Annotated in this window: 21 protein-coding genes; 12 read left to right on the forward strand and 9 right to left on the reverse strand. The window is 59.9% G+C overall.

Annotation, left to right across the window (positions count from 1 at the left end):
* Positions 1-182: 182 nt before the first annotated feature.
* A complete protein-coding gene (locus ACX3YF_RS00455; protein WP_458973288.1) occupies positions 183-2,399 on the forward strand; it encodes a bifunctional diguanylate cyclase/phosphodiesterase in 2,217 nt (738 codons plus the stop codon).
* Here the strand turns inward: ACX3YF_RS00455 and ACX3YF_RS00460 are convergent.
* The gene (locus tag ACX3YF_RS00460; protein WP_189340494.1) at positions 2,356-3,252 is read right to left on the reverse strand and encodes an NAD(P)-dependent oxidoreductase; all 897 of its coding nucleotides are present in this window, start codon (positions 3,250-3,252) and stop codon (positions 2,356-2,358) included. The two genes, ACX3YF_RS00455 and ACX3YF_RS00460, sit on opposite strands and share 44 nt — an antisense overlap.
* 197 nt (positions 3,253-3,449) lie before the next feature.
* Between ACX3YF_RS00460 and ACX3YF_RS00465 the strand changes: the two genes are divergently transcribed.
* Positions 3,450-5,654: a hypothetical protein gene (locus tag ACX3YF_RS00465; RefSeq protein WP_130210977.1), complete on the forward strand. Its 2,205-nt coding sequence runs from the start codon at positions 3,450-3,452 to the stop codon at positions 5,652-5,654.
* 287 nt (positions 5,655-5,941) lie between these two features.
* On the opposite strand, the gene ACX3YF_RS00470 is transcribed toward ACX3YF_RS00465, so the two are convergent.
* A complete protein-coding gene (locus tag ACX3YF_RS00470; protein WP_103403551.1) occupies positions 5,942-6,247 on the reverse strand; it encodes a DUF2288 domain-containing protein in 306 nt (101 codons plus the stop codon).
* 353 nt (positions 6,248-6,600) lie between these two features.
* On the opposite strand from ACX3YF_RS00470, the gene ACX3YF_RS00475 reads away from it, so the two are divergent.
* From ACX3YF_RS00475 to ACX3YF_RS00495, 5 genes are all read left to right on the forward strand, one after another.
* The gene (locus tag ACX3YF_RS00475) at positions 6,601-7,728 is read left to right on the forward strand and encodes a branched-chain amino acid ABC transporter substrate-binding protein (RefSeq protein ID WP_130210976.1); all 1,128 of its coding nucleotides are present in this window, start codon (positions 6,601-6,603) and stop codon (positions 7,726-7,728) included.
* Between the two features lie 232 nt (positions 7,729-7,960).
* On the forward strand, positions 7,961-8,884 hold the full coding sequence (livH, locus tag ACX3YF_RS00480; RefSeq protein ID WP_448645937.1) for a high-affinity branched-chain amino acid ABC transporter permease LivH: 924 nt from the start codon (positions 7,961-7,963) through the stop codon (positions 8,882-8,884).
* Positions 8,881-10,137: a high-affinity branched-chain amino acid ABC transporter permease LivM gene (locus tag ACX3YF_RS00485; RefSeq protein WP_103403552.1), complete on the forward strand. Its 1,257-nt coding sequence runs from the start codon at positions 8,881-8,883 to the stop codon at positions 10,135-10,137. Before livH ends, ACX3YF_RS00485 begins: the two co-directional genes overlap by 4 nt.
* The gene (gene livG, locus ACX3YF_RS00490; RefSeq protein WP_047526471.1) at positions 10,134-10,901 is read left to right on the forward strand and encodes a high-affinity branched-chain amino acid ABC transporter ATP-binding protein LivG; all 768 of its coding nucleotides are present in this window, start codon (positions 10,134-10,136) and stop codon (positions 10,899-10,901) included. The genes ACX3YF_RS00485 and livG overlap by 4 nt, the downstream gene beginning before the upstream one ends.
* Positions 10,902-11,603: an ABC transporter ATP-binding protein gene (locus ACX3YF_RS00495; RefSeq protein ID WP_047526470.1), complete on the forward strand. Its 702-nt coding sequence runs from the start codon at positions 10,902-10,904 to the stop codon at positions 11,601-11,603. It begins immediately after the preceding gene.
* 185 nt (positions 11,604-11,788) lie between these two features.
* On the opposite strand, the gene ACX3YF_RS00500 is transcribed toward ACX3YF_RS00495, so the two are convergent.
* The gene (locus ACX3YF_RS00500; RefSeq protein WP_130210975.1) at positions 11,789-12,697 is read right to left on the reverse strand and encodes a LysR family transcriptional regulator; all 909 of its coding nucleotides are present in this window, start codon (positions 12,695-12,697) and stop codon (positions 11,789-11,791) included.
* 105 nt (positions 12,698-12,802) lie between these two features.
* On the opposite strand from ACX3YF_RS00500, the gene ACX3YF_RS00505 reads away from it, so the two are divergent.
* From ACX3YF_RS00505 to ACX3YF_RS00515, 3 genes are all read left to right on the forward strand, one after another.
* Positions 12,803-13,402 (forward strand): short chain dehydrogenase, encoded by a 600-nt coding sequence (locus ACX3YF_RS00505; protein ID WP_130210974.1) that lies wholly within the window; start codon positions 12,803-12,805, stop codon positions 13,400-13,402.
* 59 nt (positions 13,403-13,461) lie between these two features.
* Positions 13,462-14,127 carry a COG3650 family protein gene (locus ACX3YF_RS00510; RefSeq protein ID WP_448645935.1) on the forward strand — a complete coding sequence of 222 codons (666 nt, stop codon included), beginning with the start codon at positions 13,462-13,464 and terminating at the stop codon, positions 14,125-14,127.
* 95 nt (positions 14,128-14,222) lie between these two features.
* On the forward strand, positions 14,223-15,836 hold the full coding sequence (locus ACX3YF_RS00515) for an NAD(P)/FAD-dependent oxidoreductase (RefSeq protein WP_130210972.1): 1,614 nt from the start codon (positions 14,223-14,225) through the stop codon (positions 15,834-15,836).
* 58 nt (positions 15,837-15,894) lie between these two features.
* Here the strand turns inward: ACX3YF_RS00515 and ACX3YF_RS00520 are convergent, their stop codons facing one another.
* Positions 15,895-16,989, reverse strand: coding sequence for a PLP-dependent cysteine synthase family protein (locus ACX3YF_RS00520; protein ID WP_047526461.1), 1,095 nt, complete (start codon positions 16,987-16,989; stop codon positions 15,895-15,897).
* A 249-nt stretch (positions 16,990-17,238) separates the two neighbouring features.
* Between ACX3YF_RS00520 and nhaA the strand changes: the two genes are divergently transcribed.
* The gene (nhaA, locus tag ACX3YF_RS00525) at positions 17,239-18,426 is read left to right on the forward strand and encodes a Na+/H+ antiporter NhaA (RefSeq protein ID WP_130210970.1); all 1,188 of its coding nucleotides are present in this window, start codon (positions 17,239-17,241) and stop codon (positions 18,424-18,426) included.
* A 145-nt stretch (positions 18,427-18,571) separates the two neighbouring features.
* On the opposite strand, the gene ACX3YF_RS00530 is transcribed toward nhaA, so the two are convergent.
* Positions 18,572-19,036, reverse strand: a complete 465-nt coding sequence (locus ACX3YF_RS00530) for an outer membrane lipoprotein (RefSeq protein WP_047526458.1) — start codon at positions 19,034-19,036, stop codon at positions 18,572-18,574.
* A gap of 167 nt (positions 19,037-19,203) precedes the next feature.
* Here ACX3YF_RS00530 and ACX3YF_RS00535 point away from each other — a divergent pair, with 167 nt between their 5' ends.
* Positions 19,204-19,440 (forward strand): hypothetical protein, encoded by a 237-nt coding sequence (locus tag ACX3YF_RS00535; protein WP_198132334.1) that lies wholly within the window; start codon positions 19,204-19,206, stop codon positions 19,438-19,440.
* A 4-nt stretch (positions 19,441-19,444) separates the two neighbouring features.
* Here ACX3YF_RS00535 and pdxH read toward each other — a convergent pair whose 3' ends face one another.
* The 4 genes from pdxH to ACX3YF_RS00555 all read right to left on the reverse strand — a co-directional run bounded on the left by pdxH (position 19,445) and on the right by ACX3YF_RS00555 (position 25,217).
* Entirely contained in the window at positions 19,445-20,092 is a 648-nt protein-coding gene (gene pdxH, locus ACX3YF_RS00540; protein WP_047526456.1) for a pyridoxamine 5'-phosphate oxidase, read from the reverse strand.
* Positions 20,093-20,116: 24 nt separating this feature from the next.
* The gene (locus ACX3YF_RS00545; protein WP_448645934.1) at positions 20,117-21,208 is read right to left on the reverse strand and encodes an OmpA family protein; all 1,092 of its coding nucleotides are present in this window, start codon (positions 21,206-21,208) and stop codon (positions 20,117-20,119) included.
* Positions 21,209-21,321: 113 nt separating this feature from the next.
* Positions 21,322-22,467 (reverse strand): serine hydrolase domain-containing protein, encoded by a 1,146-nt coding sequence (locus tag ACX3YF_RS00550; RefSeq protein ID WP_130210981.1) that lies wholly within the window; start codon positions 22,465-22,467, stop codon positions 21,322-21,324.
* Between the two features lie 236 nt (positions 22,468-22,703).
* Entirely contained in the window at positions 22,704-25,217 is a 2,514-nt protein-coding gene (locus ACX3YF_RS00555) for a beta-galactosidase (protein WP_458973289.1), read from the reverse strand.
* Between the last annotated feature and the right edge of the window lie 61 nt (positions 25,218-25,278).

Below are 25,278 nucleotides of genomic sequence, written 5' to 3' on the forward strand. Positions count from 1 at the left end.
ACCCACCCATGGTGACGGGCGCAGCCCATGCAACAATTTATTTCCAAACGTTCTAAAGCTCATTCCAAAAAGGTTGGGTTCATTTAGCCACCATGGCTTGCGCTTCGTGCATGCCCTCTATACTTCAGTGCATTCGCCAGCGTCGATTGCGCAGGCCAGGGTAATTAACGACGGGGCATGCTATGGAGTGGCTTGGTCTGCATTTCATTACCGAGCTACCAGAGAACGGGCAGGTCATACTTAACTGCGTACATGACCCCTTTCTGGTGTTACTGGCTTATCTGGTCGCCTGTGCCGGCAGTTTTGCCACACTGGACATGGCCGAACGGGTTGCCCACGCGGAAAACCTCTCTTCCCAACGACTGTGGCGCTGGGTCGGTGCCGGCTGCCTGGCCGGCGGAATATGGGCCATGCACTTTATTGGCATGTTGGCGTTCCAGGTGCCGGTCGATGTTCATTTCCAACTGCCCGTCACCTTGTTGTCCCTGTTGATCGCCCTGCTCACCTCCTGGCTGGTGATGTACACCCTCAGTCGCCCCTCCCTGAGCTTTTGGCAATGCCTGAAAGCCTCGGTCTGGATCGGCATGGGCATCACGACCATGCATTACGTGGGCATGGGCGCCATGCAGTCGCAAGCGAAGGTCTATTACCAGCCAGTGTTGTTTGGGCTCTCCATACTGATCGCGATAGGCGCCAGCCTGGCGGCTCTGTTACTGGCCAGCCATTTGCGCAACGGCACCGGGATGTTTCATCAGTTGTTCAAGTACAGCGCGAGCCTGGTTATAGGGGCCGGCATCATCTGCATGCACTTTACGGGAATGGCGGCTTTCAATCTGTTGCTACCCGGCGGCACCGTCCTGCCGCAACCGGGGGAACACAACCACCTGCAACTGGGGGTGACTGTCGCGGTCATGACCCTGCTCATCATTGGCAGCTGCATCAGCGCGGCCCTGGCGGACAAGAAACTGCAAAAAAAGGATCATGACCTGCAACGGGTGAACTCGCTGCTCAGTCAACTCGACCAAGCACGCGCTTCCCTGCAACAGGTCGCGCACTATGACGCCTTGACCAGCCTGATCAACCGACGCGGTTTCAATCAGATCTTCGCCGAGAAGCTCATCGAGAAAACCCATGAAGGTGGCATGCTTGCCGTCCTGTTCCTGGACATCGACCATTTCAAGCGGATCAATGACAGCCTGGGCCATGATGCGGGCGACGAACTGCTCAAGGTACTGGCCAGCCACATCAAGGCCTCGGTGCGCAGCCACGAAGATGTCGTGGCGCGATTCGGTGGCGATGAATTCTGCATCCTCATCGATCTGCACGATCGGGACGAAGCCCGACAAATGGCACAACGCATCATGCTGAAAATGAAGGACCCCATCGAGCTGGCCGGGCGGCGCATGGTCATGACGACCAGCATCGGCATCAGCCTGTTTCCGGAGGATGGAAAAACCTGCGAAGAACTGCTGAAAAATGCCGATTTGGCGCTGTATCAGTCCAAGGGCAGCGGCCGCAACGGCTTGAATTTTTTCAGCGCCAATCTCAAGGCCAGGGCCACGCTGGAACTGCAGCTGGAAGAAGAACTGCGCCATGCCCTGCGCGAAGACACCGGCCTGATGCTTTATTACCAGCCAATCTACGACCTGAAAACCGGCCAGGCCAGCAAACTGGAAGCGTTGATTCGCTGGCAGCATCCCGTCCACGGTTTCCTTGCACCGGATCGTTTCATTGCCCTCGCCGAGACCAATGGTCTGATCACCGAACTGGACAAATGGGTGCTGCGCAAGGCCTGCCAGGACCTCGGCGAATTGTCACGACAGGGCTGCGATGAACTGAAAATTGCCGTGAATTGCTCGCCCCTGAGCCTGGTTCGCGAGGAACTGGCCGGGGAAATCGAACAGGCCTTGCACAGCGCCGCAGTGGCGCCAAGGCGGCTGGAACTGGAGGTGACTGAAAATGCATTGATGGGCAACATCACCGAAACGCTGGTATTGCTGCAGCAGATTCGCGCCCTCGGCGTGTCGCTGTCGATCGATGACTTCGGCACCGGTTACTCGTCCCTGGCCTATCTCAAACGCTTGCCACTCAACACGCTGAAGATCGATCGATCGTTCATTATCGACATCCCCAAATCCGCCCAGGACATGGAGATCGTCCAGGCCATTATCGTCATGGCCCACACGCTGCATCTGGACGTGGTCACCGAGGGCGTCGAAACGTTCGAGCAATACCAGTTTCTCGAACGCCACGGCTGTGACTTTGTTCAGGGGTACCTGCTAAGCAGCCCGGTTCCCCTCAATGATTTACGCCCGGTGCTGGACGAGATCAACCAGCGCAAGCACGCGTACACGGCTACGCCGTTGAGTCTGGTTCACGGTACAACTGCACTAATGTAGACGGGTCATGCTCCAGGAAGCCCTGGCTCCCATGCAATCGCATCAATTGTGCGGCCAGACCGCTGATCGGCGTTGCCGAGCCTTGCTCGCGGGAAAACTTCACCGCAGTATCCAGATCCTTGAGCAGGGTTCGCACGTGCCATTTGACCGGTTCGAAACGGCTGTCGGCCATTTGCGGGCCGAGAATTTGCAAAGGTTTTGAGTCGGCAAAACCACCGGCCAGCGCCTCGGCGATCAGGCTCGCATCAACACCGGAGCGCTCCGCCAGCGCCACCACTTCGGCAATCACCAGGGCATTGCAGGCCACGATCATTTGATTGCAGGCCTTGGTCACCTGCCCCGCCCCGACGGCCCCCATGTGCGTCACGCGCTGGCCAAGGCTCAACAAGACAGGTTTGACCCGATCAAGCGCTGCCGCCTCGCCGCCCACCATGATCGCGAGGCTGCCGGCCTCGGCTCCGACCACGCCGCCGGAGACCGGCGCATCCAGCCAACCCATACCGGTTTTACTGACAAGCTCCGAGGCCATTTCCCGCGTTGCGGCAGGTTCCAGACTGGAAAAATCCACCAGCAACTGGCCGCTTTTCGCCCCTTCGACAATCCCCGCCGCACCGAAAACCACCTCACGGACGACCGGGGTATCGGCCAGGCACAACATCACCACATCAGCGTGTTGGCACAACTCGGCAGGCGTGGCGACCTGGCGCGCCCCAGCCTGGACGAGTGGCGCGCACTTGGCCGGATTGCGGTTCCACACCGTCAGCGGAAAACCCGCCGCAAGCAGGCGCTTGCACATAGGCAGGCCCATCAGGCCGACCCCGGCAAACCCCAACGAAGGTAGCGTTGACATCATTTGGCCTCCTTTTGATTAAAGAACGCTGAATATTGGCCGATTCATCATGACTTAGGAAAGGATTCCCCCGAGCGACATTCAGGCCATGGCTTTGAAGCTTGGGACAAATACGCGCTGATAAAAGACGCGAGTTCTCATTCCGTGACGGTTCGACGACAGCGAGTCGCCCGACCACCAGCCCAGGTACATGGCGAACAATGACTTCTAAAAACAATCCGGCCCCTGCGGTATCCGACCTGACGTTGAGCCCGGCGGCGAACAGCCCCGCGCCAATACCGTCGAAGCCATTGCTCCCGTCCCGCCCGCTGGCGACCCAGCAATATCTGTATTTCACCGAAACCAACACCGACCGCATCCTCGACAACCTCGATGGCCTGCGCGACCTGGTGTTCCCGCGCCCGTCGCACCTGGAAGGCGATAACGAACAGCACAACGATCAGGAATTCCCGTCGGTGTGCCTGATCGGCCTGGGACGTTGCGGCTCGAACATCGCGCTGGATGTCGCGGAGCTGGTGTACAACGCCCGCAAGTTCTATCTCAACGAATTCAATAACGAAGATCGCCTGTCGCCGGACAAGCGCTTTGCCGAAAAGGGCTACAGCCCGGCCCAATGGATTCGCAACAACCTGCGCCTGGGGCCGAACAAGGCCACCAAACCGGTGTTCCTGGTAGAACCGCTGGTCATGCTCGGCGACCTGGACAAAGACATCGCCGGCCGTATCCGTTTCTCGCGCAAGGGCGAAAAAAGCGGTTTCCTGCGCGACTACAGCAAAATGAAAATCATGGACTTGTCGGAAGTCCACGCCGGTGGCGCCGGTAACGCGCCGATCCTCGGCCAGTACCTGGCCAAGATCATCCTCAACAAGGACACCCAGCGTTTCTCCAGCCCGGACTGGAAAATGATTCACTCGTACCTGATCGACAGCTGTGGCATCAAGGCCAACCAGTCGCGCCTGTATTTCTCGATTTTCAGTGCCGGCGGCGGTACCGGTTCGGGCATGGCTTCGGAGTTCGGCCTGGCTCAGCAGCACTCGTACATGAACAAGACGTTCGACACCAAGCCGATGGACGAGCACGACGGCAAGAGTGGTCATTCGTTCGTCTTCGAACCGATCTTCACCAGCGGCATCTGCGTGTTGCCGAACATTTCCGATCATCGCAGCGAAATGTCCGAAGCCTTGCACATCAACGCCGGTCGCCTGTTGTGCAAATACCTGTCGGAAGAGTGGGACTTCTCCTACAACTTCGCCAACGAGGACAGCAGCGAAGCCAGCGTCATGGGCCGTATCCGCCCATGGAATGCCATGATGCTGATCTCCAACGACATCATGCGTTACGCCGAAGAGAGCGATGACGGCAATATCCAGAACATTGATGTCAATGCCATGGAAAAGCACGCCAACCAATACATCTCACAACAGATCTTCAACATTCTGACGGCGCAAGCGGTAACCACCGACTACGACCAGAACTATTTCCGTCGTGCGGGCATCGACATCGGCGAGACCATTCGCCTCGATGCCAACGACCTGTTCATGAGCCTGGCCGGCCCGGTGGCCATCGCCTACGCCGAATCCGTGGTGCCGGAAACCCCGCCGCCGACCAGCGACAAATTCAAGGTGTTCGAGAAAGAGCCGCAGCGCCTGAACATCGACGACCTGTTCTTCCGCTCCATCGACTTGCCGCACTTCAACAAGGTCACACAGGCCATCGAAGGCATCAGCCTGCTGCCCATTGAGTCCAAGCGCTATCGGGCGTCGCTGGAGCAGTACAAGAATTCGGGGTATGACGCGGCCGCGCTACACGACCTGCACTTCTTCAAGAATTGCTCGTCGGTGGTGTCGATCGTTTCCCTGCCGAAGGACTACAAGCTGTCGTACATGGACCTGAACCGGTTGAAGACTCACCTCAACAGCCTGTTCCCCAACACCACGCTCAAGCGCTATGCGCTGGTGATCGGCGCCTCGGCCAACCTGTCCCTGACCACGCTGATCGCCAAGAGCCCATGCCTGTCGGACGACTTCCTGACGCTGATCGTTGCCTTCATCAAGCGTTGCTTCGCAAAAAACCCGTACCGCTTCGATGAGACCCTCGACAACTCGATCCTGGACTTCATCATCCATGATCACTTCGACGAAGGCTTGATCGACGACCTGCTCAACGAGTTCGAGAACCCGGCCAAGATCCTCGATACCAACTGGTACGCGATCAAGCCGATGTACGAGAAAAAGTATCGTGAACTGATCAATGACAAGGACAAGTTCGTCTCGATCAACGACATTCGCCTGTCCCGGGATTGCGTGAAAAAAGCCATCAAATACCTGCGCGAGATCTACCGCCACCGCATCGGCAAGACCAAGGTCATTTCGCTGAATAACCACACGGGTAAAACCGCTTACTAAGACCGCCGCCAGACCGCGTCGTAGCGAATCGCGAGCAAGCTCGCTCCCGCAGTATCCGAGCCAACGGAAACCTGTGGGAGCAAGCTTGCTCGCGATGACGACCTTGCCCGCCACACAAATCTCAACATCCAGAAACAATTGAGCAGCCCTTCGGCTGCTCTCTTAACTGTTCCCGTTACGTTTACGTCACCGTGAGGCTGTGGCCTTTCTCTACGGCAACGTGCCATCACGCTACTCGCCTACACACTTTTAGCCGGCAACGTCACGCACCAAACAAGTGCGGGTATTTATGGCTTTGCCCTTTCCTGGATCATTATCCACGGCGAAACGACCACCGCCCACAACTCGGGATCACGTTCAAACAGATCCAGCGCCCGCGTTTCAGACAGCTTGGCGACCTGATCGGCAGCCAGCCAGGCAGCCACTTTCTCCCCCTCATCGGTGGCCACGGCTTCGGCGGCGGCGATCAAATCCAGACCGGGGTCGACCCACAATAGGGCACCCTTGGCGAAGAACGGCTCCAACTCCTTCCAGGTGATAGATGCCGTTTCACCAAGCAGCTTGGCATAGAGGGTGCTAGGTTCTTGAGTCATGGGTTCCTGTCCGGATAAGAAATCGACGCAATGATAACGTCGGTGATCCTGATAGAAAAACCCAGTTGCACTTTGAGTCACCGAATGAAAAGAGCAGGAACGCCAAGGAATGCACGGAATCTGGCTATAAGCACTCCAAAGCCCCGCCGCAATTCTGTCTTTTTCTTTCAAAAAAGCGACACCCCAAAGTTTTGCCCCCCGCCGCCAGCTTCCCAGGCTGACAATCGGCGCTCTACACTGTACCGGTACAGTTGCCGAGGGGCATTTTCCGGGGGATGTCGTGGATATCTGACCCGGTTCTGCCGCCAACGGCGCCAGGACTATAAAAAATACAACAGTAAGAGTGGAGCACTATGACTAAGGCTACTAAGCAGATTTCCAAACTGTTTGCCGCTATGGTTCTGGCCGGGGTTGCCAGCCATTCGTTCGCAGCTGACACCATCAAGATCGGCATCGCCGGCCCTAAAACCGGCCCTGTAGCCCAATACGGCGACATGCAGTTCAGTGGCGCCAAAATGGCCATCGAGCAAATCAACGCCAAGGGCGGCGTCGACGGCAAGAAACTCGAAGCCGTTGAATACGATGACGCCTGTGATCCAAAACAAGCGGTAGCGGTCGCGAACAAAGTCGTCAACGACGGCGTCAAGTTCGTGGTTGGCCACCTGTGCTCCAGCTCCACTCAACCGGCTTCGGACATCTACGAAGACGAAGGCGTGATCATGATCACCCCGGCTGCCACCAGCCCGGATATCACCAACCGTGGTTACAAAATGGTGTTCCGCACCATCGGTCTGGACAGCGCCCAGGGCCCTGCCGCCGGTAACTACATTGCCGATCACGTAAAGCCGAAAATCGTTGCTGTGCTGCACGACAAACAGCAATACGGTGAAGGCATCGCCACCGCCGTGAAACAGACCCTCGAGAAGAAAGGCGTCAAGGTTGCCGTGTTCGAAGGCATCAACGCCGGCGACAAAGACTTCTCTTCGATGATCTCCAAGCTCAAGCAAGCCAACGTCGACTTCGTCTACTACGGCGGCTACCACCCGGAGCTGGGTCTGATCCTGCGTCAATCCCAGGAAAAAGGCCTGAAAGCCAAGTTCATGGGTCCGGAAGGCGTGGGTAACGACTCCATTTCGCAGATCGCCAAGGACGCTTCCGAAGGCCTGCTGGTGACCCTGCCGAAATCCTTCGACCAGGATCCGGCCAACGTCGCCCTGGCTGATGCGTTCAAGGCCAAGAAAGAAGATCCAAGCGGTCCGTTCGTGTTCCCGGCCTACTCGGCTGTTGAAGTCATTGCCGGTGGTATCACTGCCGCCAAGAGCGAAGACACTGCCAAAGTGGCTGCTGCCATCCACGCAGGCTCTTTCAAGACTCCAACTGGCGACCTGAGCTTCGACGCCAAGGGCGACCTGAAAGACTTCAAGTTCGTGGTTTACGAGTGGCACTTCGGCAAACCTAAAACTGAAGTTTCGCCTCAGTAAGGCCCTGCCTGACTGACTGCCTACAAAGCCCACGGCGTGCCGTGGGCTTTGTTTTACGAACGTATTGGGCCGTGCTGGCGTGATCCGCTAGTCTCCCCACCTGAAAATCTCAAAACCGTCATCAGCGGTTCGCTGGCAAACCTCGAATTCGAAGTGGATGCAGATCCATGGGGCTCGAGCGGGAAAATGACTCCACCAGTGAAATGCGTATCAGGTTTTTAGGAGCGCTGTAATGCCTGACATCTATCACTTCTTCCAACAGCTGGTTAATGGTCTGACCATTGGCAGCACGTATGCCCTGATCGCCATCGGCTATACGATGGTTTACGGCATCATTGGAATGATCAACTTCGCCCACGGCGAGGTGTACATGATCGGTTCCTACGTGGCGTTCATCGCCATCGCCGGACTGACCATGCTGGGACTCGACAGTGTTCCACTGTTGATGACCGCCGCTTTTCTCGCCACCATCGTGGTCACCAGTGCCTACGGTTACAGCATCGAACGGATCGCTTACCGCCCACTTCGCGGCAGCAACCGTCTGATCCCGCTGATTTCCGCCATCGGCATGTCGATCTTCCTGCAGAACACGGTTCTGCTGGCGCAAGACTCCAAGGACAAATCCATTCCCAACCTGATTCCGGGCAACTTTGCCTTTGGGCCAGGTGGCGCACATGAAGTGCTGATTTCCTACATGCAAATCGTGGTGTTCGTGGTGACCCTGGTCGCCATGCTCGGCCTGACGCTGTTCATCTCCCGCTCTCGCCTGGGTCGCGCCTGCCGTGCCTGTGCCGAAGACATCAAGATGGCCAACCTGCTGGGTATCAACACCAACAACATCATCGCCCTGACATTCGTCATCGGTGCCGCGCTGGCGGCCGTCGCGGCCGTGCTGCTGAGCATGCAATACGGCGTGATCAACCCGAACGCCGGTTTCCTCGTCGGCCTCAAGGCCTTCACCGCTGCGGTATTGGGCGGTATCGGCAGCATTCCGGGCGCCATGCTCGGCGGGCTGGTACTTGGCGTGGCGGAAGCCTTCGGTGCCGATATCTTCGGCGACCAGTACAAGGACGTCGTGGCGTTCGGCCTATTGGTCCTGGTGTTGTTGTTCCGGCCAACCGGCCTGCTGGGCCGTCCGGAGGTTGAAAAAGTATGACTAGGAATCTTAAACAGGCGCTGTTCAGCGCCTTGCTGGTGTGGGCCGTGGCCTACCCGGTACTCGGTCTGAAGCTGACCATCGTTGGCATCAACCTCGAAGTCCATGGCACCAGCAACGCCACGCTGATCACCATCGCCGTGTGCTCGGTGCTGATGTTCCTGCGTGTGATCTTCGACCGGGAGATCAGCTCGGCCTGGCGTTCCTCGCCCGGCGTGCCGCTGATTCCGGCCAAGGCCAGCAATTTCCTGACCCTGCCAACCACCCAGCGCTGGATCATCATTGCGCTGATCGCCGGTGCGCTGGTCTGGCCGTTCTTCGGTTCTCGCGGCGCGGTGGACATCGCCACCCTGGTGCTGATCTACGTAATGCTCGGCCTCGGCCTGAACATCGTGGTCGGCCTGGCCGGCCTGCTCGACCTCGGTTACGTCGGTTTCTACGCCGTCGGCGCCTACAGCTACGCGCTGCTGTCGCACTACTACGGCCTGAGCTTCTGGATCTGCCTGCCAATCGCCGGCCTGATGTCCGCCACCTTCGGCTTCCTGCTCGGCTTCCCGGTACTGCGTCTGCGCGGTGACTACCTGGCGATCGTGACCCTGGGCTTTGGTGAAATCATCCGTCTGTTCCTGCGTAACCTGACCGGCCTCACTGGCGGTCCGAACGGCATTAGCAACATCGAGAAACCGACGTTCTTCGGCCTGACCTTCGAACGTAAAGCCGCCGAAGGGATGCAAACCTTCCACGAGTACTTCGGCCTGGAATACAACTCGATCAACAAGGTGATCTTCCTTTACCTGGTTGCGTTGCTCCTGGCTTTGGCTGCGCTGTTCGTCATCAACCGCTTGCTGCGCATGCCGCTGGGCCGCGCGTGGGAAGCATTGCGTGAAGACGAAATCGCCTGCCGCGCTCTGGGCCTCAACCCGACCGTCATCAAGCTTTCGGCCTTTACCCTGGGCGCCAGCTTCGCCGGTTTTGCCGGCAGCTTCTTCGCTGCCCGTCAGGGCCTGGTGACGCCGGAGTCCTTCACCTTCATCGAGTCGGCGATCATTCTCGCCATCGTCGTGCTGGGTGGCATGGGCTCGCAGCTGGGCGTGATCCTCGCGGCCGTGGTGATGATCCTGTTGCCGGAAATGATGCGTGAGTTCAGTGAGTACCGCATGTTGATGTTCGGTGCCTTGATGGTACTGATGATGATCTGGCGCCCTCAGGGTCTGCTGCCCATGCAACGTCCTCACATGGAGCTGCGCAAATGAGCCGCGAGATCCTTAAAGTAGAAAACCTGAGCATGCGCTTCGGCGGCTTGCTGGCGGTCAACGGCGTAGCCTTGAGCGTGAAAGAGAAACAAGTGGTCGCCCTGATCGGCCCCAACGGTGCCGGCAAGACCACCGTGTTCAACTGCCTGACCGGCTTCTACAAGCCAAGCGGCGGCAGCATCCTGCTGGACGGCGAGCCGATCGAGGGCCTGCCGGGCCACAAGATCGCCCTCAAAGGCGTGGTGCGTACCTTCCAGAACGTGCGGTTGTTCAAGGACATGACCGCGGTCGAGAACCTCTTGATCGCCCAGCATCGGCACCTGAACACCAACTTTCTGTCCGGCCTGTTCAAGACCCCGTCGTTCCGCAAAAGCGAACGCGAGGCCATGGATTTCGCCGAATACTGGCTGGAAAAAGTTCATCTCAAGGAGTTCGCCAACCGTCCGGCCGGCACCCTGGCCTACGGTCAGCAACGTCGCCTGGAAATCGCTCGCTGCATGATGACCCGCCCGCGGATCCTCATGCTCGACGAGCCCGCAGCGGGCCTGAACCCGAAGGAAACCGAAGACCTCAAGGCGCTGATCAGCGTGCTGCGTGAAGAGCACAACGTCACCGTGCTGCTGATCGAACACGACATGAAACTGGTCATGAGCATTTCCGACCACATCGTCGTGATCAACCAGGGCACGCCTCTGGCCGACGGCACACCGGAACAGATCCGCGACAATCCTGAAGTGATCAAAGCCTACCTGGGGGAAGCGTAAATGCTGCAGTTCGAAAACGTTTCCACCTTCTATGGCAAGATCCAGGCCCTGCACAGCGTCAACGTGGAAATCCGTCAGGGCGAAATCGTCACGCTGATCGGCGCCAACGGCGCGGGCAAATCCACCCTGCTGATGACCCTCTGCGGCTCGCCGCAAGCCCACAGCGGCAGCATCCGTTACTTGGGTGAAGAGCTCGTGGGGCAAACCTCGGCGCAGATCATGCGCAAGAGCATCGCCGTGGTGCCGGAAGGTCGCCGGGTGTTCTCGCGCCTGACCGTGGAAGAAAACCTCTCCATGGGTGGTTTCTTCACCGCGAAGGGCGATTATCAGGAACAAATGGACAAGGTCCTCGGACTTTTCCCACGCCTGAAAGAGCGCTTCAGCCAACGCGGCGGCACCATGTCCGGCGGCGAACAGCAAATGCTTGCCATCGGCCGTGCGCTGATGAGCAAACCCAAGCTGCTGCTGCTCGACGAGCCATCGTTGGGCCTGGCACCGATCATCATCCAGCAGATCTTCGACATCATCGAGCAACTGCGCAAGGACGGTGTGACGGTGTTCCTGGTCGAGCAAAACGCCAACCAGGCGCTGAAAATCGCTGACCGTGCCTACGTGCTGGAAAACGGCCGGGTAGTGATGCAAGGCACCGGTGAAGCGCTGCTGACCGACCCGAAAGTGCGCGAAGCGTACCTCGGCGGCTAAGCGTTTGCGGTAACCAGAAAAACGGCCTTCGGGCCGTTTTTTTGTGCCTGCCAACCTCTAAAACCATGCAGATCCTTTGTAGAGCGAGCTTGCTCGCAAAGAACCTGAGAGCGCCGCGTTCATCGAGACAGTCCTCGTTATCGTTGACGACCATCGTCGGAACGCCGCCCGGAACACGCTCGCTCCTACAGCCGATCCAACGCCTCCCCACTGCGCTTGAACCAGCCAATCAGATAATCCGACAACACTTGCGTACGCTTGGGCAGCCCCCCCTGATACGGATGCACCAGGTACATCGGCATGCTCCGGGTCTGATAATCGCGCAGGAGCCAGCGCAAACGTCCGTCAGCCAGTTCCGCCGGCAGCAAGTAGGACGGCAAGCGCGCAATACCCGCGCCGGCCAGGGCGGCCTTCTTCAGCAGGTTGTAATGGTTGCTGGCAAAGGGCCCGGACACGCGCACCCGCAACAATTCGTGTTGCTGGTGATACAGCCATTCTTCGCGACCGCTGTAGTGGCTGTTGAGCAGGCAGCGATGGTCGGCCAATGCCTGCGGCGTCAGCGGCTCGCCATATTGTTCGAGATACGCAGGACTGGCGCAGGTCATCTCGTGCCACGCCAACAGCGGGCGTGCCACCAGACGCTGATCGTTAGCCACCTCCGAGCGAACCGCGAGGTCATAGCCATCACGGGATAAATCGCGATAGTTGTTGCTCAGGTCCAACTCGATCTGCACTTGTGGGTACTGGCTGGAGAACTCCAGCAACAGACCGTCGAAAAAGGTTTCCCCGAGGGAAACCGGAACCGTCATGCGCACCGGCCCGGCCATGTCGTCCTTCAGTCGTGCCAAGGCCTGACGCGCCCGCTCGACCTGCACCACCAGCGCCTGCGCCTGCGGCAGCAAGGCAGCGCCCGCGGCCGTCAGGCTCAAGCGCCGTGTGGTGCGCTGTAGCAAGACCACGGAAAACTGCGCTTCCAGCTGACTGATACGCTTGGACAATTGCCCCTTGCTGCAACCCAATTGTTGCGCCGCCAAGGTAAAGCTCCCCGCTTCGACCAGCACCGCGAACGCCGCGAGATCGTCCATTTCGCTCATGGATTGTTTCCAATTGAAAACCAAAGGTTGCCTATTAGCGCGCTTATCAATGGAAAAAACCACTCTAAACTGAAGTCTCATTCAACCCACTCGAGGATCAGCACCATGAAAATTCTTTTGATCGGCGCAGGCGGCACCATCGGTTCAGCGGTCGACAAGGAACTGTCTCAACGCCATGAAATCGTTCGTATCGGCCGCAAGAGCGGTGATTTTCAGGTGGACATCAGCGACAGCGCGTCGATTCGCAAACTGTTCGAGCAAACCGGAAAATTCGATGCGCTGATCTGCGCCGCCGGTAACGTGACCTTCGCACCGCTGGCCGAAATGACGGAAGAGAGTTTCGCCCTGGGCCTCAAAGACAAGCTGATGGGCCAGGTCAACCTGCTGCTGATCGGTCGCGAGTACGCCAATGACGGCGCCTCGTTCACCTTCACCACTGGCGTGCTCAGCCACGACCCGATCCGCAGTGGCGCGTCGGCAGCGCTGGTCAACGGTGCGCTGGACAGTTTCGTCCGCGCTGCCGCCATCGAACTGCCACGCGGCCTGCGAGTGAATTCGATCAGCCCGAACGTACTGGTCGAAGCCATGGGCAAATACGCGCCTTACTTCCGTGGCTTCAAACCGGTTCCTGCGGCGGATGTCGCACTGGCCTACGCGAAAAGCGTGGAAGGCCTGCAGACAGGCCAGACCATTCACGTGGGCTAAAGCCTTGTGATGAACGGTCAGGCTGAGTAACGTGGCGGCACTTGTCAGGAGACCCCAAGATGCGTGTTGCCCGTTCCCTAGTCATCGTTGCCTTGCTTCCGCTGCTCGCCGCGTGTCAGTTACTCGATGGTTCGCGTGAAAGCGCCTCCCATGTCGGCCAGACCCGCCTGCAGGGCCAATTGAGCGCAGCCGATGGCAAGCTGTTGTTCCAGCCTTGCGGCGAACAGCGTCGATATGTAGTCAACGACACGGGCGGCACCAGCGTCCTGCAACAGGCTGCCAGCCTGGCCGACGCCCAGGGCAAGCTGTTCGCCGACGTGCGCGGGCGAATCGTTCCCGGCAGCGGCGACGGTCAGTTCGACCTGGAAACGCTGTACCGCGTCGAGCGTTCGGGCAACGCCTGTGACGACCCCAACTTCAAACTGCTGATCCTGCGCGCGGCCGGCCATTCTCCGGAGTGGAACGTCAACGTCAGCGGCAAGGGCATGGTCATCGGCCGTGCGGGCCAGCCTCCCCTCGCCGTCCCCTACGTTGAAGAACAACTGGGCGATGGCCGCTTCAACCTCAGCACCGAAGCCAACAATCAGCACATCGAATTGTGGGTCGCGCCACAACGCTGCGTCGACAGCAGCACCGGCAGCATTCAGCACATGAGTGCCGAGTTGCGCATCAACGGGCAGGTGCAGCGTGGTTGCGGGTATTTCGGCGGATCGCGCAACGACTGATCGTTTTTGCCTCACGGGACCGGGCGTTTGAGGCTTATAATCGCCGGCTTCAAACGCCCTGGCGCAGTTGTGCGCCCCGCGAACCGGATCCCGTCATGTTACGAATCACCGAACTCAAGTTGCCGATCGACCATCCCGATGAAGACCTGCGCCCTGCGATTGTGCAGCGCCTGGGCATCGCCAGCGATGACCTGCTCGACTTCACCTTGTTCAAGCGCAGCTACGATGCGCGCAAGAAATCTTCCGAGCTGTGCTTCATCTACACCATCGACCTCACCGTGCGCGATGAGGCCTCGGTTCTGCACAAGTTCGCCGATGACCGTAACGTCAACGTGGCACCGGATGTCAGTTACAAAATGGTCGGCCAGGCGCCGGCTGATCTGAGCGCACGCCCGATCGTCGTCGGCTTCGGCCCCTGCGGGATTTTTGCCGGGCTGCTGCTGGCACAGATGGGTTTCAAGCCGATCATCCTCGAACGCGGTACCGAAGTACGCCAGCGCACCAAGGACACCTGGGGCCTGTGGCGTAAAAGCGTGCTCAACCCCGAATCCAACGTGCAGTTCGGTGAAGGCGGTGCGGGAACGTTCTCCGACGGCAAGCTCTACAGCCAGATCAAGGACCCGAAATTCCTCGGTCGCAAGGTCCTGCACGAGTTCGTCAAGGCCGGTGCGCCGGAAGAAATCCTCTACGTCAGCAAACCGCACATCGGTACGTTCCGTCTGACAGGCGTTGTGGAAAACATGCGTGAGCAGATTCGCGCCCTGGGCGGCGAAGTTCGCTTCCAGCAACGGGTTACCGATGTGTTGATCGACGACGGCCAGCTGGTCGGCGTCGAACTCAATGGTGGCGAGCAGATTCATTCGAAGCACGTGATCCTGGCCCTCGGCCACAGTGCCCGCGACACGTTCCGCATGCTGCATGGCCGCGGCGTGTTCATGGAAGCCAAGCCGTTCTCGGTGGGCTTCCGTATCGAGCACCCGCAATCGCTGATCGATCGCGCACGCCTTGGCAAGTACGCCGGCCATCCGAAACTCGGCGCTGCCGACTACAAACTGGTGCACCACGCCAAGAACGGCCGTTCGGTCTACAGCTTCTGCATGTGCCCGGGCGGCACGGTGGTGGCGGCGACATCCGAGCCGAACCGCGTCGTCACCAACGGTATGAGCCAATATTCGCGCAACGAGCGCAACGCCAACTCCGGGATCGTCGTCGGCATCACCCCGGAAGTCGATTATCCGGGCGGTCCGCTGGCGGGTATCGAGTTGCAGGAACGCCTGGAGTCCCATGCCTTTGTGCTGGGCGGCAGCAACTACGAGGCCCCGGCGCAACTGGTCGGCGACTTCATTGCCGGCAAACCGTCCACCGAGCTGGGCACTGTCGAGCCGTCCTACAAGCCGGGCGTTGCCTTGGGCGACCTGGCCCTGGCCCTGCCGGAATTCGCCATCGAAGCCATTCGCGAAGCCTTGCCCGCGTTCGAGAAGCAGATCCGTGGTTACTCGCTGCATGACGCGGTGTTGACCGGGATCGAAACCCGTACTTCGTCGCCGCTACGCATTACCCGTAACGAGTCGATGCAGAGCCTGAACGTGAAGGGCTTGTTCCCGGCCGGTGAAGGCGCGGGTTATGCGGGGGGGATTCTGTCGGCGGGTGTCGATGGCATTCGCATCGCCGAAGCCGTGGCGCGGGATATGCTCGGCCTGGAAGCCTAGAACAACACCCTGTGGGAGCGAGCTTGCTCCCACAGGGTGTTGGGATATTGGAAAGTTCTCAGATATTGGCGCGCAGAATGCTGGCCGGCAACGGCTCACCCCGCTCGACCGTCGCCGCAACCGCCGCGATCAAACCGGTCAGCTCATACCCCTGGGCCTTGAGCCAGGCCTGATTGTAATAAGTCGTGGCGTAGCGTTCGCCGCCATCACACAATATCGCCACGATTGACCCCGCCTCCCCCGCCACCGTCATCTGCTGCGCTGCCATCAAGGCGCCGATCAGGTTGGTCCCGCTCGATCCGCCCACATGACGCCCCAGACGCTCGGCCAGGTAATGCATGGCGGCCAGCGACAGCGCATCCGGAACCTTGACCATCGCATCGATCACCTTGGGCAGGAACGACGCCTCCACCCGTGGCCGGCCAATGCCTTCTATCCGCGAGCCATGGTCAAGACTCAGGCTGGCATCGCCGCTCTGGTAGTAATCGAAAAATACCGAACGCTCGGCATCGGCACACAGCACGCGGGTGCAATGCTGGCGATAACGCACGTAACGCCCCAGGGTCGCCGTGGTGCCGCCGGTGCCGGGGCTGGAAATCAGCCAGCTCGGCTCCGGGTGCTGCTCGAAACGCATCTGCTGGAAAATCGACTCGGCGATGTTGTTGTTCGCCCGCCAGTCGGTGGCGCGCTCGGCGTAAGTGAACTGATCGATGAAATGCCCATCGTGCTCACGGGCCAGGCGCTCGGACTCGGCATAGATCTGCGTCGGATCATCCACCAGATGGCTCTGGCCACCGTAAAACGCGATCTGTGCGATTTTTTCCCTGGAGGTGGTCGCCGGCATCACCGCAATAAACGGCAAACCCAGCATGCGGGCGAAGTACGCCTCGGAAATCGCCGTCGAGCCGCTGGACGCCTCGATCACCGGCGCGCCGGGCTTGAGCCAGCCATTACACAACGCATAGAGGAACAGAGAACGGGCCAAGCGGTGTTTGAGGCTGCCAGTGGGATGACTGGATTCGTCCTTGAAGTACAACTCGATGCCCGGAAAACCCGGCAGCGGCAAAGGGATCAGGTGGGTGTCGGCGCTGCGCTGGAAGTCGGCTTCAATGATCCGGATGGCTTCGCGGGCCCACTGTCGGTTGTCGCTCATGGTGGTTTTCTCGTGGAATCGGGCAGGAGTCGGCCATGTCACAAGCCTCAGCCATCAAGCTTAGGAAAAATCCTACATCACGCACAGGTACAGCTGAGCTTCAATACGCCCGGCAACTGCTAGGCTCAGGTCCTTGCGGGACAATCACGTTGTAACGACATATAACAAAAAAGAATATAACTTTGTTTTAACAACTAACCGTACGGGTTAGGGTGTCCCACCTTTTGAATTCACCGATGGAGAGCGACCTTGCCTCTGCGTAGCACTTTCACGCGTTTCTTTCAGTTGGAAGCTGCCAGCGGTCTGTTACTGATCGCTGCGGCTGTCCTCGCGTTAGTCATCAACAACTCCCCGCTGTCATGGCTGTACAACGGCCTGCTGGACACCCCCGTGGTTGCCCAGGTCGGCGCCTTGAAAATCGCCAAGCCGCTGCTGCTTTGGATCAACGACGGCCTGATGGCGCTGTTCTTCCTGCTGATCGGTCTGGAAGTGAAGCGCGAAGTGCTCGACGGGCAATTGTCCAAACCCTCACAGATCGTCCTGCCCGGCGCGGCCGCCATTGGCGGCATGGTGGTGCCGGCGCTGATCTACTGGTTCCTCAACCGTGATAACCCACCGGCCTTGAACGGCTGGGCGATCCCGACCGCCACCGATATCGCCTTCGCGCTGGGCGTACTGGCACTGCTGGGCAAACGCGTCCCGGTCTCGTTGAAACTGTTCCTCATGACCCTGGCGATCATCGACGACCTCGGCGCGATCATCATCATTGCCATTTTCTACTCCGGTGCGCTGTCGACCCTGTCCCTGGCACTGGCCGCCGCCTGTATTGCGGCGTTGATCGCGATGAACCGACTCGGCGTGGTCAAGCTCGGGCCGTACATGATCATCGGCCTGATCCTCTGGGTCTGCGTGCTCAAGAGCGGCGTGCACGCCACGCTGGCCGGCGTGACTCTGGCCTTCTGCATTCCGTTGCGTACCAGGAACGCCGAACCCTCGCCGCTGCTGACCCTGGAGCACGCGCTGCATCCGTGGGTGGCCTACGGCATCCTGCCGCTGTTCGCCTTTGCCAACGCCGGCCTGTCCCTGAGCGGCGTAACCGTCGACAGCTTCACCCACGACGTGCCGATGGGCATTGCGGTCGGCCTGCTGCTCGGCAAAACCCTCGGTGTGTTCGGCTTGACCTGGCTGGCGGTGAAAACAGGCATCGCCGCCCTTCCCCAAGGCGCCAATTGGGGTCAGGTGCTGGGTGTGGCGATTCTTTGTGGCATCGGTTTCACCATGAGCCTGTTCGTCGGCTCCCTGGCCTTCGAACCGGGTGCCAGCGACTATGCGGGCATGGATCGGATGGGGATTTTGACCGGTTCGATATTGGCGGCGTTGATCGGCTATGCCGTGACGGCCATGGCGAGTCGCAAGCACGCTACGTTGCCTTCCTGAACATCAGAGGCCACTTTCCAGGCCGTCAAAGCGTCGCCCTGAAGCCACAACGTGTCCCGGCCCAGTGGTCATCAGTAATCGCTTCAGCAACAAAAAACCCCGACCAGTTCACCTGATCGGGGTTTTCTTTTGCGCTTATTCCGGCTTAGTGCGAAACGCGGCTGGTCCCGCCAACGGTGGAAATGCGAACACGCTCACCCACGCGGAACACTTCGTTTGGCTGAACTTCCTGGACGTAGGCGCGCATGCTGCCGTCGTCTTCGCGTACGGTGATCTCGACACCCTGGGTACGAGTCAGGCCTTCTTCAGCTGCCGAACCCACCAGGCCGCCGGCGACTGCGCCGATGACTGCAGCGACGATGCTGCCCTTGCCGCCGCCGATGGCGCTGCCGCCAACGCCGCCGACAGCTGCACCGGCGAGGCCGCCGATCGGGGTCTTGGTGCCTTCGATTTTCACCGGACGCAGGGATTCGATGGTGCCCATGCGGACGGTCTGCACGCGACGTGCTTCGTCACGGGAGTAGGAGTCACCGGTCAGGCTCGATTGGCAGCCGGTGAGCAACATCGCCATCGTGGAAAAGGAAGCAACCAGCAGAACAGACTTACGCATAGCATTAACTCCAAAGGACGGGTAACCATTTAACTCCGCAGCTTGACGCCTGTCACGGCATCGCCCGGATAAAAATGTTCTGATTCAGGCTTTGTACAGGCATGCTCAGAAATTAATCACACGGTAGCGGCAAATTTCTCGATCTGCGCGACTGAACCAGGATTTTCATGGATTACTTTATCATTGTCGTCACTACGCTTGCCGGTCTGTATTTCCACTGGTGGCTGTACGTAAGGATCAAACGCTGGATGGACCGCGATCTGGCGCTGGCACTGGCTGGCAAGGACGAACGGAAAAAGGCCTTCATGCTCCAGCAACTGGCGAGCGCTCACGCGCAAAAGATCAAACGCCGAGACCTGCCGCAATGGCTGGAGGCCGCTGCGGCAGGCTATCCCGACCAGTAGGCGCTTAAGGTGCCAGACGCTCAAGAAGCCAGTCGGCACCCTGCAGGCGATAGTTGAGACGGTCGTGCAGGCGGCTTGGGCGGCCTTGCCAGAACTCGATGCGCTGCGGCACCAGACGGTAACCGCCCCAATGTTCCGGGCAATGCGGCTGGGTGTCGCTGAAGCGTTGCTCGGTATCTTTGAGCAACGCTTCCAGCTCGGCGCGATCGGCAATCACCCGGCTTTGGGGCGAAGCCCAGGCACCGAGGCGGCTGCCCAATGGGCGAACCTGATAGTAAGCGTCGGACTCTTCAGGCGTGACTTTCTCCACCCGCCCCTCGATGCGCACCTGACGTTCCAGGGTTGGCCAGAAAAAAGTCATGGCCGCGAACGGGTTTTCGGCCAGGTGCTGACCCTTTGCACTGTCGTAATTGGTGAAGAAGGTGAAGCCCTGGGCGTCCAGGCCCTTGAGCAACAGGATACGGCAATGCGGTCGACCGTCCTGATCGACAGTGGCCAAGGTCATGGCGTTTGCCTCCACCGGTGCCTGTTCGGTTTTCACCGCATCAGCGAACCACTGGTGGAACAGCGCAAACGGCTCGGCCGGAGCTTGCGCCTCGGTCAGGCCATCACGGGTGTAGTCGCGACGCATATCAGCCAGAGCCTTGGTCATGGCGTTTTCCTTTTGGTTAACGAATCACTTCTTTGTGGTATCGGCGTCAGCGACTTTTTTCGTGTCGGCAGCGGCTTTGGCCGGCGCAGTCTTTTTCGCTGGAGTCGCTGTCTTAGCCGGCGTCTTCTTGGCGGCGGTTTTCTTGGCCGGCGCTTTTTTCGTCGCTGGAACCGCTGCTTTCTTGGCCGCAGGTGCCGGGGTCACTGGCTTGGCAACTGGCTTGACGTCTTGCGCGGCAACCATCGTCACTGGCGCCGGGGCCGGCATGTTGTACTTGCTCAGCAATGCAACCATGGTGTTCTGCGGAGTGACCAGCAGCTCTACACGACGGTTCAAGGCGCGACCTTCAACGCTGTCGTTGGCAGCACGCGGGGCTTCACCACCCATGCCACGCAGCATCAGGCGATCACGCTGCAGACCACTGAGACGGAAGATCGCAGCCACGGCCTGTGCACGCTCCTGACTCAACTTCACGTTGGCCGGTGCGGCACCCGAGGTATCACTGTGGCCTAGCACCAGTACGGCAGTCTTCGAATCGACTTCAAGGATTTTCGCCACGCGGGTGAAAGGACCAAGGGTCACTGGCAGCAGCATCGCCGGGCGATCCGGGTTGAACGAGCCCTCGACCGGCGCCGTCACCACCAGCACGTTTTCACGACGTTCGAGTTGCAGGTTACTGCCCTTGATCGCTTCGCGCAGGCGCGGTTCGTAGTCATCGAGCCAGGCCTGGGTCACTTTCGGGTCCGGCATCGGCACGACTTTGGCGGTGCTCTGGTCCTTGCCACCGAACGGCCACCACCACTTGCCACCGGAATCGGCGTCAGCCTTGGCCACGGCGACAGGCTTGGCTTCAGGTTTTACTTCCGGTTTGACTGCAGATTTGTCACTGCTGTCATCGGAACCAAACGGCCAGTACCAATGGCTGCTGCTTTCAGTCTTGGCCACCGGAGCGCTGACGGCAGGCTTCAGGGGCGCCGGAGCAGGCTCTTTGGCTGCGACTTTGTCGGAGGAACCGAACGGCCACCAGCTACCGCCGTCTGCATCATTTTTAGGAGTCTGTGCACAACCGGTTATAGCGAAGCACAGTGCCAAAGCGAGCGTTGGTTTGGATGACATTGGATATCCACAAAAATGAAGTCATAAAAATCAGGCCGGGTTGGCCCGCATAAACAGACGGTTGGAAACTGAAAAGGCTTTCGGGTTCCAACTCCGGAACCCTTGGGCGTGATTTACAGACAAGTGGCCAGTACCCGCACAAGCTTTTGTGCGCGCGGATCCATCAAGACGTACGGACCCAGTGTATTTGTCACAAAACCGAAGGCGACATCGTGCTCCGGGTCAGCAAAACCGATGGAACCGCCCGCGCCCGGATGACCGAACGCTCGCGGGCCGAGGCCGAACGTCGCGTTGGGCACGTCCGGTTGATCGAGCATGCAGCCCAGACCGAAACGGGTCCGGGTCAGTAATGTCTTGTCCTCGCCGAGGCTGTGCTCGCGGGTCAGTTCGTCGAGCATTTCGCCTTCCAGCAAGCTGCCATCGAGCAGGCCGGCATAGAACCCGGCCAGGCTACGGGCATTGCCATGGCCATTGGCGGCGGGTTGTTGCATGCGCCGCCATTCCGGCTTGTTGGTGCTGGTCATGATCGAAGGCGGGTTGGTAAACGCCCGGGTGGTCATGGCCGTGGGTTCGCGCATGGTCACTTGCAGAAGGCGCTGGGCAGCGGCATCGCCGACATTGCCCTTGCCACGGGCGATATGCGCCACGCGATGAAACTCTTCGTCGGCCAGACCGACGTGAAAATCCAGCCCCAAAGGCTTGGCCACCCGTGCCACGATGGACTCACCCGGCCCGCGCCCATCGGCACGGCGCAACAATTCACCGACCAGCCAGCCATAGGTGATCGCCGCATACCCATGCCCCTGTCCCGGCGTCCACCACGGGGTTTCAGCAGCCAGGGCGTCGACCATGGTTTGCCAGTCGTAAAGGGCCTCAGGCGCCAGCAACTCCCGTAGCGCCGGCAGACCGGCCTGGTGGCAGAGCAGTTGGCGCAACGTCACGGACTCTTTGCCGGCGGCGGCAAACTCGGGCCAATAACGCGCAACCGGCGCATCCAGTTGCAGCTTGCCTTCGGCGACCAGTTGCAGGGCCGTGACGGCGGTAAAGGTTTTGGTGCAGGAAAACAGGTTGGCGATGGTGTCGCTGTGCCAGGCTTGCGCACCGTCCTTGTCGCTGGTGCCGGCCCAGAGGTCGACGACGGTTTCGCCGCCGATCTGGATGCACAGCGCTGCGCCACGCTCCTGCGGATCGTCGAACAATGCCGCGAAGGCCTCGCGTACCGCTTCGAACTTGAGCTCGTAATAACCCTGAATCTGCACCCGCAACTCCCCGGACAAGCGTTCTACAAAGTGGCCCGCATTGTTCCAGCCCTTGAGGGATTTGGGAACAGGGTCGGGCCGGGCGGTCAATCGCCCTTGGAAGTGATCAGGTTTTTCTGGCGTCCTTGCAGACGCCATCGCGAACAGGCTCGCTCCCACACTGGATTTCAATCGTTTCATAGGTTCCTGTGGGAGCGAGCCTGCTCGTGATGAACGATGGCGCGGTGTGCCAGGACTCAGTGCCCCTTGCCGGAATGCCCGCCGGCAGCCTTGCCCGGCCCTTTGCCGGCCTCGGCCTTGCGTCCGCCTTCGGCGTCGTGTTTCTGTTTATCGGCCTCGGCACCGGCCTTTTCAGCCTCTTTGCCTAATTGATCGACGGCCGCCAGGTTGCTCTTGCGCACGCTGTCGACAAAGCCCTGAAATGGCAGGTCAGTAATCCCCACCAGACCGAAATGACCGTTTTCGCCATCCAACAGACGCCCGGTCACGGGTTGGTCGAGGTATTGGAACCAGTGCACACCGACGATCGACGGCTCGCTCAGCGCCTGCTTGAGGAAGTTCGCGTAGGCCGGGCCACGGTCCTCTTCCTTCGCCAGTTGCGTTACGCCGCCCCAGAACGGGCCACGGTCCGTCGAACCGAAGTTGAATTCGGTAATCAGCACTGGCTTGTCGAGGCTGTTCAGTTGCGCGAAGTCATAACCGTCCTGGGGTTGCAGGGTGTACATGTTGAAGCTCAGCACATCGCAGTATTGAGCGCAGGACTCCACGGCTTCTGGCGTGCTGATGGCAAAGCGGCCACCGAGCAGCATCTGGTTCGGCGCGTGCCATTTGAGCGAATCGGAGATCGTCTTGAAGTAGGTGTCGGCGAAGACCTTCTGGAAGTATTTGAAGTCGGCCTCGATCTCCGGATGGTCGGCGCTTGGCAGCGGCGGCACGAAACCGGGGTCTTCCATCAATTCCCATGCTGGCAAATCAATGCCCCAGGCTTTCGACAGGCCTTCCTGGTTGCGGTACTTATCGCGCAATTGCTTGAGGAACGCCCGTTTGGCCGGCACGTCGGTGGTCATTTTCAACGTGCCGTAGGCCAGGGCGTAGCGGGCTTTCGGGTCGTCGCCGGGGCCAGCCCAGGCCAGTTCATTATCGGCGTAGTAACCGATTAGCCATGGGTCGTCGCGATGATCGCGGGCAGCAATGGCCACGGCGCGCTCAGTGGCCATGGCGAAACGCGGGTCGAACGGATCGGGCATACCGCCCCACCAGTCCGTTCCCGTGCTGATGCTCGCGTAATCGCCGACGATCGACAGCGGCAAGGTGTATGGCACACGATCAGCGTTGCCCAGTGCCGGCGCACTCCAGTTGCCAATGGTGTTGAAGCCCCAGGCTTGCAGGCGGTCGAGGGTATGGCCGGTCCAGCGCTTTTCATCGAAGGTCGTTTTGCAGGGCTCGGCAGCTTTTTGCTCGGCCGCGTTCGCGACTGTCGCGTCTACGGCGTCGGTCCTGGCGGCTTCGGCAATTCCGGATTCGGCCGTCGAAGGAACAACCGGTGGCTCGGCGGCCTTCTCGGCCGTGGCCTCTGCCGCATCAGCCTTGGCCGCTGCGGCGACGCCGGCCTTGGTATCGCTGCCCAGAGCACAAGGGTCGCCATACAGGCGCTGTAAATTGGCACCATAAAAGTCGTACCAGCGCCCGACGTTGAAGCCCCGGCCCTGATCAACGCCGTTGCCGCCACGGGTGTCACCTTCACCGAAGTGACTGGCCAGGGGCTCACCGGCCTTGGGCAGGGATTGGAACATCCATTCGCGACCGGCGATGTAAGTCTGATTGACGTCCGGGGTCACCGTGTTGACCCCCAGCGAATAGAACGGATGCCCTTCCGGGGTCACCAGGTACCAGCGACCGTCGCGTTTCTCCGTGCGGAAAAAACCGCTGGCCTTGAAGGCCGGCCCCTTGGTCCAGCCACCGAATTTGTCCAGGGACGACTTTTCGCGCTCGGCCAGCCAGGTTTTCAATTGTTGCTGTTCCTTGGCCACGGCGCCTTTGAGTTGCTCATCGCTGCTGACCTTTTCCGGCCATTTGGCCCGGGTCGATTGACCGTAGGCATCCACCAAGGCGCCATACACGGTCTGGGTCACGGCCTCGGCGTCCTGTACACCAAAGCGCTCCAGCAGAATGCTCTGGGCCACTTTCGGCTGATCCATCGACACACTCACCGCCACCACCTGGCCGCGATCCAGATCACCTACGCTGCTGGCCAACAGGATGCGCTGACCGTCGACGGTCATCGGCATGGGCGGTCCGGCCTTCATGCCCAGGCTCAGCGGCGACGTCGGCTGCAACGGCACCAACAGGGTCTGCGCCGGACCCGCCGGCAGATCGACACGGCTGACCAGTGTCTTGCCATCGTTGCTCTGAATGGTCACGTACAGGGTCAGCGCCCAATTCATGGCGTTCTGCACCCGCAGGCTCATGAAACCCGACTGCGACCAGTCCCAGGCCCCTGTCTGCGGGGTCAACCGCAGGGTCGGGCGAGCGACCGGGTTGAACGTCACCCGCCGCAGCACTTCACCTTCGGCGGTTTGCTCGGCGTTGGATTGCGGCAGGTTGGCGTCCTGAGTGGTCACCTGGACCACATCGGCGGGGCGCACAAAGTTGAACAGCGTCTGCTGGGTGGCGGGTGCCGCCAGCAGGGGCGATGCAAACAACAGGGCAAAAACGGCAGGTAACGATTGGCGCAGCGAACGGCGAATCATGAGAACGGAATTCTCCCTAACGACCCGGATGGGCCAGTGGAAAAGCAATGACAGAGAGATA

The organism is Pseudomonas fluorescens group sp. PF-69, assembly GCF_054481235.1.

Excerpts from the sequence above, each read along its gene's own strand:
- livH (WP_448645937.1), top strand. The coding sequence starts at position 7,961 with ATGCCTGACATCTATCACTTCTTCCAACAGCTGGTTAATGGTCTGACC.
- ACX3YF_RS00545 (WP_448645934.1), bottom strand. The coding sequence starts at position 21,208 with ATGTCATCCAAACCAACGCTCGCTTTGGCACTGTGCTTCGCTATAACC.
- ACX3YF_RS00505 (WP_130210974.1), top strand. The coding sequence starts at position 12,803 with ATGAAAATTCTTTTGATCGGCGCAGGCGGCACCATCGGTTCAGCGGTC.
- ACX3YF_RS00470 (WP_103403551.1), bottom strand. The coding sequence starts at position 6,247 with ATGACTCAAGAACCTAGCACCCTCTATGCCAAGCTGCTTGGTGAAACG.
- pdxH (WP_047526456.1), bottom strand. The coding sequence starts at position 20,092 with ATGACCAAGGCTCTGGCTGATATGCGTCGCGACTACACCCGTGATGGC.
- ACX3YF_RS00460 (WP_189340494.1), bottom strand. The coding sequence starts at position 3,252 with ATGATGTCAACGCTACCTTCGTTGGGGTTTGCCGGGGTCGGCCTGATG.
- ACX3YF_RS00530 (WP_047526458.1), bottom strand. The coding sequence starts at position 19,036 with ATGCGTAAGTCTGTTCTGCTGGTTGCTTCCTTTTCCACGATGGCGATG.
- ACX3YF_RS00520 (WP_047526461.1), bottom strand. The coding sequence starts at position 16,989 with ATGAGCGACAACCGACAGTGGGCCCGCGAAGCCATCCGGATCATTGAA.
- ACX3YF_RS00510 (WP_448645935.1), top strand. The coding sequence starts at position 13,462 with ATGCGTGTTGCCCGTTCCCTAGTCATCGTTGCCTTGCTTCCGCTGCTC.
- ACX3YF_RS00515 (WP_130210972.1), top strand. The coding sequence starts at position 14,223 with ATGTTACGAATCACCGAACTCAAGTTGCCGATCGACCATCCCGATGAA.
- ACX3YF_RS00535 (WP_198132334.1), top strand. The coding sequence starts at position 19,204 with ATGGATTACTTTATCATTGTCGTCACTACGCTTGCCGGTCTGTATTTC.
- livG (WP_047526471.1), top strand. The coding sequence starts at position 10,134 with ATGAGCCGCGAGATCCTTAAAGTAGAAAACCTGAGCATGCGCTTCGGC.
- ACX3YF_RS00455 (WP_458973288.1), top strand. The coding sequence starts at position 183 with ATGGAGTGGCTTGGTCTGCATTTCATTACCGAGCTACCAGAGAACGGG.
- ACX3YF_RS00495 (WP_047526470.1), top strand. The coding sequence starts at position 10,902 with ATGCTGCAGTTCGAAAACGTTTCCACCTTCTATGGCAAGATCCAGGCC.
- ACX3YF_RS00500 (WP_130210975.1), bottom strand. The coding sequence starts at position 12,697 with ATGAGCGAAATGGACGATCTCGCGGCGTTCGCGGTGCTGGTCGAAGCG.
- ACX3YF_RS00465 (WP_130210977.1), top strand. The coding sequence starts at position 3,450 with ATGACTTCTAAAAACAATCCGGCCCCTGCGGTATCCGACCTGACGTTG.
- ACX3YF_RS00475 (WP_130210976.1), top strand. The coding sequence starts at position 6,601 with ATGACTAAGGCTACTAAGCAGATTTCCAAACTGTTTGCCGCTATGGTT.
- ACX3YF_RS00555 (WP_458973289.1), bottom strand. The coding sequence starts at position 25,217 with ATGATTCGCCGTTCGCTGCGCCAATCGTTACCTGCCGTTTTTGCCCTG.
- ACX3YF_RS00485 (WP_103403552.1), top strand. The coding sequence starts at position 8,881 with ATGACTAGGAATCTTAAACAGGCGCTGTTCAGCGCCTTGCTGGTGTGG.